8 protein-coding genes are annotated in these 7,332 nt (G+C 57.5%); 4 read left to right on the top strand and 4 right to left on the bottom strand.

The window, feature by feature from the left end:
- Positions 1-37: 37 nt before the first annotated feature.
- A complete protein-coding gene (locus HMPREF9538_RS19565; protein WP_002882947.1) occupies positions 38-409 on the bottom strand; it encodes a carboxymuconolactone decarboxylase family protein in 372 nt (123 codons plus the stop codon).
- 91 nt (positions 410-500) lie between these two features.
- On the opposite strand from HMPREF9538_RS19565, the gene HMPREF9538_RS19570 reads away from it, so the two are divergent.
- The 3 genes from HMPREF9538_RS19570 (at position 501) to HMPREF9538_RS19580 (ending at position 3,550) form a co-directional block, all read left to right on the top strand.
- On the top strand, positions 501-1,409 hold the full coding sequence (locus tag HMPREF9538_RS19570; protein WP_004187294.1) for a LysR family transcriptional regulator: 909 nt from the start codon (positions 501-503) through the stop codon (positions 1,407-1,409).
- 228 nt (positions 1,410-1,637) lie between these two features.
- Positions 1,638-2,525: a methylenetetrahydrofolate reductase gene (metF, locus tag HMPREF9538_RS19575; RefSeq protein ID WP_002882952.1), complete on the top strand. Its 888-nt coding sequence runs from the start codon at positions 1,638-1,640 to the stop codon at positions 2,523-2,525.
- Positions 2,526-2,668: 143 nt separating this feature from the next.
- Complete coding sequence (locus HMPREF9538_RS19580) at positions 2,669-3,550, top strand: DMT family transporter (protein WP_004177983.1); 882 nt, start codon at positions 2,669-2,671, stop codon at positions 3,548-3,550.
- Between the two features lie 63 nt (positions 3,551-3,613).
- Here the strand turns inward: HMPREF9538_RS19580 and gldA are convergent, their stop codons facing one another.
- From gldA to HMPREF9538_RS19595, 3 genes are all read right to left on the bottom strand, one after another.
- Positions 3,614-4,717 (bottom strand): bifunctional L-1,2-propanediol dehydrogenase/glycerol dehydrogenase, encoded by a 1,104-nt coding sequence (gldA, locus tag HMPREF9538_RS19585; RefSeq protein ID WP_004146274.1) that lies wholly within the window; start codon positions 4,715-4,717, stop codon positions 3,614-3,616.
- A gap of 54 nt (positions 4,718-4,771) precedes the next feature.
- Positions 4,772-5,434: a fructose-6-phosphate aldolase gene (gene fsa / locus HMPREF9538_RS19590; RefSeq protein ID WP_004177977.1), complete on the bottom strand. Its 663-nt coding sequence runs from the start codon at positions 5,432-5,434 to the stop codon at positions 4,772-4,774.
- A 205-nt stretch (positions 5,435-5,639) separates the two neighbouring features.
- The gene (locus HMPREF9538_RS19595) at positions 5,640-6,626 is read right to left on the bottom strand and encodes an AraC family transcriptional regulator (protein WP_009484464.1); all 987 of its coding nucleotides are present in this window, start codon (positions 6,624-6,626) and stop codon (positions 5,640-5,642) included.
- A 24-nt stretch (positions 6,627-6,650) separates the two neighbouring features.
- On the opposite strand from HMPREF9538_RS19595, the gene zinT reads away from it, so the two are divergent.
- On the top strand, positions 6,651-7,301 hold the full coding sequence (gene zinT / locus HMPREF9538_RS19600; protein WP_009484463.1) for a metal-binding protein ZinT: 651 nt from the start codon (positions 6,651-6,653) through the stop codon (positions 7,299-7,301).
- Positions 7,302-7,332: the final 31 nt, after the last annotated feature.

Here is a 7,332-nt window from a genome sequence, read left to right as displayed (position 1 = left end):
GTTTTTAAGGCCGGGCAGTCAGCCCGGCCTTAAGCGATCAGTGGGCCGCAAATACCGCCCTGGCGGCAAACAGGCCGTTGAGGGCCGCCGGGAATCCGGCATAGACTGCCATCTGCATGATCGCTTCCGTAATCTCCTCTTGCGTCAGGCCGACGTTTAATCCTGCGGCAATGTGTACTTTCAGCTGTGGCTCGGCGTTCCCCAACGCCGTGAGCGCGGCGATGGTGGCGATTTCCCGGCTGCGTAAATCGAGCCCTGGCCTGGCGTAAATATCGCCGAAGGGGAACTCAATCAGATAGCGGGCGAAATCGGGGGCGATATCCCGCAGGCTGTCGACGACGGCTTCCCCGCCCTTACCATCCACCCGCTGAAGCATTTCCTGACCGATGATATAACGTTCGCTGGACATCGTTTTTTCCTCTCTGTGATGGTGCGTTAAGAGGAAGGGTAGGGAAGTGTGCCGGACTTGAGTAATACCCTTTTCGTGATACCTTTTCAGTATGACAACTTCGCGATTACATTCCCTGGATATTCGCCTGCTGCGCGCCTTTGCCGTGGTAGCGGAGGAAAATAACATCAGCCGGGCGGCGCAGCGGTTATTTATCTCGCAGCCGCCGCTGACCCGCCATATCCGCCATCTGGAAGCGCAGCTGGGGGTGACGCTGTTTCAGCGCCATAGCAAAGGCCTGATCCTGACCGACGCGGGTAGAGAGGTGCTGGAGATGATTCAACCTCTGCTGGCGCTCCAGGAACGCACGCTGGCGGCATTGAGTGAGCTCGCCGCCCACTCGCCGCAGGCTCTACGTCTGGGCGTGACGACGGCCTTCGAACAGGGCATTTTCGCCGCCGTTGAGGCTGCGCTGAGCGAACATACCCGCGCGTTGCATATCACCCGCCACGCCTCACCGGCGCTGGCTCAGCAGGTACGCAAAGGCAAACTCGATGCGGCGCTGGTCGCGTTGCCGCTCAATACTGAAGGGCTGCACCTGCACCCATTGCCGTATCATGAGCCGCTCATTGCGGCATTACCTGCCTCCTGGCCGGAAGCCGCCAGGCCAGGGCTGACGTTAAGCGCGCTCAATCATCGGCCGCTGTTCTGGTTTAAACGCGAGCGTAATCCTGGTTTCTTTGACTACACGCGCCGTATTTTCGACCGGGCTGGCTATGCCCCGACGTATGTGGAAGAGCCGGCCGAGCATGATGTGCTGCTGGCGCGTATTGCGCGCGGGGAAGGCATGATCCTGCTGCCGGCGTCCTTTTCCGCGATTCAGCGTCAGGGGGTGGCGTTCTGCCCGGTGGCTGAGGGCGACGCGATGCCGTTAAGCCTTGGGGTGATTTATCCGCCTCACCAGGCAGAGTCCGTGCAGCAATGGCTTTCTCTGCTGGATGGCATTCTGGCGACTGGCTAGTCTCAGGCTGACTCGCGAGCCACCTTATATTGCCCACCGAGCCGCTTCCTGAGCGTGGCCAGGTGATCGGAAGATGAACTTTTTTCAAGTAGGTGACCTATTCCTCACTCTTTACACAGATTTTTCTATTGACGCCCGCGCGCTTTTCCGTCATTTTTACATCTGGACGTCTAAACGTATAGAAGTTCGCAATATAACAGCCATTACATGCGATTGATGAGGTAAGGTATGAGCTTTTTTCACGCCAATCAGCGGGAAGCCCTGAATCAGAGCCTGGCGGAAGTCCAGGGCCAGATTAATGTGTCTTTTGAATTCTTTCCGCCGCGCACCAGTGAAATGGAGCAAACCCTGTGGAAATCCATCGATCGCCTGAGCAGTCTGAAACCGAAGTTTGTTTCGGTAACCTATGGCGCGAACTCTGGCGAGCGCGATCGCACCCACAGCATCATCAAAGGCATTAAAGAGCGAACCGGTCTGGAAGCAGCGCCGCACCTGACCTGTATCGATGCCAGCCGCGATGAGTTGCGCACTATCGCTCAGGATTACTGGAACAACGGTATCCGCCATATCGTCGCCCTGCGCGGCGACCTGCCGCCGGGCAGCGGTAAACCGGATATGTACGCCGCCGATCTGGTGACGTTGCTGAAAGAGGTAGGCGATTTTGATATCTCTGTCGCCGCGTATCCGGAAGTGCATCCGGAGGCGAAAAGCGCGCAGGCGGATTTACTGAACCTGAAGCGCAAAGTAGAAGCAGGGGCCAACCGCGCGATCACCCAGTTCTTCTTCGATGTGGAAAGCTACCTGCGTTTTCGCGATCGCTGCGTCTCGGCAGGCATCGACGTGGAAATCATTCCCGGTATCCTGCCGGTCTCCAACTTTAAACAGGCGAAAAAGTTTGCGGATATGACCAACGTCCGTATCCCGGTGTGGATGTCAAAAATGTTCGAAGGGCTGGATAACGACGCCGAAACCCGTCAACTGGTGGGGGCGAATATCGCCATGGACATGGTGAAGATCTTAAGCCGGGAAGGGGTCAAGGATTTCCACTTCTACACCCTGAACCGCGCCGAAATGAGCTACGCCATCTGCCATACGCTGGGCGTACGCCCGGCCTGAGTTTTCATTAACGTTTAGTGCGATGGCGAAGCCGGTATTCGCCATCGCTTTTTTTTGCCCAAAACGCTGATACAGGTCAGGGGAGAGCAGAAGATAAAGCGCGTATAGTGCCAGCCTGATAATTGACAGGGATGGGTTATGCAATGGCAAGGAAGAGCGATCCACTGGCGTTTGGTGGGTTGGCGTTATTAACGCTGATCTGGAGCTTTAGCTGGATCGCGATGAAGCAAGTGACGAGCTATATCGGCGCTTTTGACTTCACGGCGCTGCGCTGTATTTTTGGCGCCGTGGTGCTATGGATAGTGATGTTGATCCGCGGTAAAGCGCTCAAGCCGACGCCTTTCGGCTACACCCTGGCGATCGCGTTATTGCAAACCTGCGGCATGGTCGGTCTGGCACAGTGGGCGCTAATGAGCGGTGGCGCCGGTAAAGTGGCGATCCTGAGTTATACCATGCCATTCTGGGTAGTGGTGATGGCCGCGTTATTCTTAGGTGAGCGCATGCGGCGATGGCAGTATATCGCCATCGGGGTGGCATGCGTGGGCCTGATACTCGTACTTCAGCCTTGGCAACTCGACTTTACCTCCCTGAAAAGCGCCTTGCTGGCGATCCTCTCCGGCGTGAGCTGGGGGGCAGGTGCGATCGTCGCGAAGCGTATGTATACCCGGTATCCGCAGGTTGATTTGCTGGCGCTAACGACATGGCAGATGCTATATGCCGCCGTAGTAATGAGCGTAGTGGCCTGGCTCGTCCCGCAACGGGCGGTAGACTGGCAGCCCGACGTTTTCTGGGCCCTGGCTTACAGCGCAATCCTTGCAACGGCGCTGGCCTGGAGTCTGTGGCTTTTTGTACTGCGTAATTTACCGGCAAGTATAGCCGGTCTGAGTACGCTGGCCGTACCGGTCTGTGGCGTGCTATTTTCCTGGTGGCTACTACATGAAAATCCAGGAAAGGTGGAAGGTTGTGGCATTGCGTTGATAGTACTGGCGTTGGCGATGATCAGTATCAAGAGACGAGGGGCATAGCCTGCTCCGGCCTGCAGAGATGCATAAAAAACCCCCGGCTGCCGCCGGGTGTTTTGCTCTGGTTTATTCCCATTCCTGCAGGAAGCGCTGACCATACTGGTCGGCCACCAGCAGCGCGGCGTAGACCTGGTCGGAATCAACGCCGCCCGGCATATTGTGAATGGTTTCGCCTTCAGCGCAGGCGGCTTCCGCCACCAGACGCATTTTGGTCGGGATATCACCTTTGATATCCAGCTGCGCCAGGGTGATCGGCAGCCCAACGCTGTGGCACAGCGCGGCGACGGTCTCTATTTCGTCCACCGGCGCATTTTCCAGCACCAGCTGCGTCAGGGTTCCGAACGCCACTTTTTCCCCGTGATAATAGTGATGGGCGTCAGGGATGGCCGTCATGCCGTTATGAATCGCGTGCGCCGCCGCGAGACCACCGCTTTCGAAACCCACGCCGCTCAGATAGGTGTTGGCTTCCACCACCCGCTCCAGCGCCGGGGTGACCACGTGCTGTTCGGCGGCCAGCATCGCTTTTTCACCCTCTTCGAGTAAGGTGTTGTAGCATAGCTCGGCCAGCGCCAGCGCCGCCTGGGTGCACTTCCCGCCCGCCATGGTGGTGGCGCCGCTACGGGAGCAGGCGCGGGCTTCGAACCAGGTAGCCAGCGCATCGCCAATCCCGGCGGCCAGCAGGCGGGCCGGCGCGCCGGCAACGATCTGCGTATCGACAATGACCATGTTGGGGTTGCGCGGCAGCATCAGGTAGCTGTCGAATTCCCCTTCGTCGGTGTATATCACCGACAGCGCGCTGCACGGCGCATCGGTGGAGGCGATGGTGGGGGCGATCGCCACCGGCACATTCATAAAGTGGGCCAGCGCTTTCGCGGTATCCAGGGTTTTGCCACCGCCGATCCCCAGCACGGCGGTGCACTTCGCGTTGCCGGCGATATCGCGTAGACGGTTGATTTCATTATGCGAACACTCACCGCCAAACGGCGCGATTTCGGCCGCCAGGCCAGCGTCGGCCAGGCTTTTACGCAGCATCTCTTCCGCAAACCCCAGGACGAACTTATCACCGACCACCAGCCAGCGCTCGGCCAGCGGTTTCAGATAGTCGCCGAGGCGCTTGATGGCGCCTGCGCCCTGGATATATTTGCCTGGTGATTGAATAATGCGATCCATTTCGATTCCTCCTCGATGACCGTGACGCCGCCCGCAGGCGGCTCGCGGATCCGGTTACAGATTCAGCGTGCCAAAGGCGTTATTCCAGTCTTGTTCAAACTTCTCTATGGCTGACTCTACCGCAGGGGTGCCGAGCATTTGTTGCGCTACATCTAGTGGAAGGGTGATTGCTTCGCAGCCAGCCAGCAGACAATCCAGCGCCTGGCGTGGCGTTTTGAAGCTTGCCGCCAGAACTTTGCTCTCGGGCGCATGCATTTCCAGCAGGGATTGCAGCTCCTGCACCATGCGGATGCCGTCCCCGCCCTGGGCGTCGACGCGGTTAACGTAAGGCGCGACGTACTTTGCGCCGGCCAGCGCGGCCAGCAGGCCTTGCGAAGCGCTGTAGACGGCGGTGCCAAGGGTCGGGATGCCTTCTTTCTTCAGCAGTTTGATAGCGGCGAGCCCTTCGGCGGTGACCGGGATTTTGACCACAATGCCCGGCACGGCATTGCTCAGACGTTTGGCCTCTTCCACCATGCCCTGCGCGTCGCGGCTCATGGTCTGCGCGAAGAGGGTGCCCTCCGGACCGACGGCTTTTTGCAGGCGCGGCAGCACATCCCAGACCGGGACTTTACCGGCGGCGATAATGCTCGGGTTGGTGGTTACCCCGGCCAGCGGGTAGATGCGGGCCAGGCGTTCCACTTCGGCGACGTTGGCGGTATCCAGATAGAGTTCCATTGTGTTTTCCTCAATGCTTAATTCGGTGCTGTCGTTGAGGTAAGCATACGGCTTTCGTTCGAAGGATAGCCAGATGACAAATTTGCCAAAAACTGGATAAATGTACGCATCGTGATTTAGGATGATTTAGATCACATTTATCGGCGCTGGCTGGGATGGGAGGTAACTATAGCGCGCACAAAAGTCAGGTTTAACACACAAAAATCTAGTTTTTTACCGGGGATGTTTTTTCCGTCAGCTGGCTATGGTACTGGCGGCGGTATTCAGACGGCGAGCGTTCCGTAGTTTTGCGGAACAGGCGGCAGAAGTAGTTGCTGTCGGCGAAGCCGCAGGCGTGGGCGATGTCTTTCACTTTCATATCGTGGCCCTTCAGCAGCATACGGGCCTGTTCGAGACGAATATGGTTTAGATATTCATTGAAGCCCATTGGCCCACATTTCTGGAACAGATGGGAAAGATAGTTGGGAGAGAGGTAGAACGCCTGGGCCACCGATTCCCGGCTCAGCGGTTCCGCATAATGGATGTCCATATATTGGCGGATCGCTTCAAACAACGCCTGGCTGCGCGAGGAGGTTTGCGCCTGGCTGCCGAGAAGATCATGGCAGTGGCTGAGCAGGCTGACGACGATGCTGCGGGCGGTTTGCTGCTCCTGCGGTTGCATCCGGAGTTCATTGAGCGCCTGCAGCAGAAATGATCCGACGCGCGGCCCGCGGCGCAGCGCCTGCCGCTTGTCGACAACAGTTATCGCCTTGCCATCCCAGTGCTGCAGCGAGCACTCCAGCTGCTGCTTAGCGAACAGGATGCTTAACAGCAGGCAAGGCGCTTGCCACTGCGGGCAGTTCCAGCTATCGCCAGGAATATAGAGCACGTCGTTGGCTTCGAGGGGAGGGGCGTTATCGCCGAGCGCCTGGTCGGGCAACTGCCCATCGAGGAGGATATTCAGACGGGGAAAATCCACCTGCACCACTGGTGCAGCAGGCGAGCGCGTCTCGCCGGCGAAATAAACCCGGCCGAGGCTGGTCTGCTTTTTTAGCAATGCATCAATAAGCTGATTGATATCGTTGTCCATCATTCTTCCGTTCAGCGCATCACCCTTTTCATCATACCGGACATTATTCCAGCGGTAAAAGCGCTTGCCTGTCGCTCTTGCCTCCCAGATAAGATATGTTATATCGTAACAATTTGTCGCCATTGATAGCAAACTCAGGAGAGAGTAATGACCAGAAAGATCCCCCTGCTGGCCTTAGGATTCGGCATGGCTTTAGCCAGCGCCCAGGCGTTCGCCCACGGCAACCATAGCCATGGCCCGGCGTTAACCGAAGTGGAGCGTCAGGCCAGCGAAGGCATTTTTGCGGATAAAGATGTGCAGGACCGCGCGCTGAGCGACTGGGAAGGCGTCTGGCAGTCGGTGAACCCGTATCTGCTCAACGGCGATCTCGATCCGGTGCTGGAGCAGAAGGCGAAAAAGCCCGGCGACAAGAGCGTGGAGGAGTATCGCGCCTATTATAAGAAGGGCTACGCCACCGATGTGGAGCAGATTGGCATTGAAGATGACGTGATTGAGTTCCACGTTGGCCAGACCGTCAATAGCTGCAAATACCGCTATTCAGGCTATAAAATTCTGCATTACGCCTCCGGTAAGAAGGGCGTGCGTTATCTGTTCGAGTGCCAGCAGGGCGATGCCAACGCGCCGAAATTTGTGCAATTCAGCGACCATATCATTGGCCCGCGTAAATCACAGCATTTCCATATTTTCATGGGCAATGAATCACAGGAGGCGTTGCTGAAAGAGATGGATAACTGGCCGACCTATTATCCGTATGCGCTGCATAAAGAACAGATCGTTGATGAGATGCTGCACCACTAGAACGGGCGGAAAACCCCCCCCCCGCCCCCCC

It is taken from the genome of Klebsiella sp. MS 92-3, assembly GCF_000195655.1.
GTDB classification, from domain to species: Bacteria; Pseudomonadota; Gammaproteobacteria; order Enterobacterales; family Enterobacteriaceae; genus Klebsiella; species Klebsiella pneumoniae.
The sequence above is the reverse complement of the archived record's forward strand: the minus strand, read 5'-3'. Positions and strand labels throughout refer to the sequence as shown.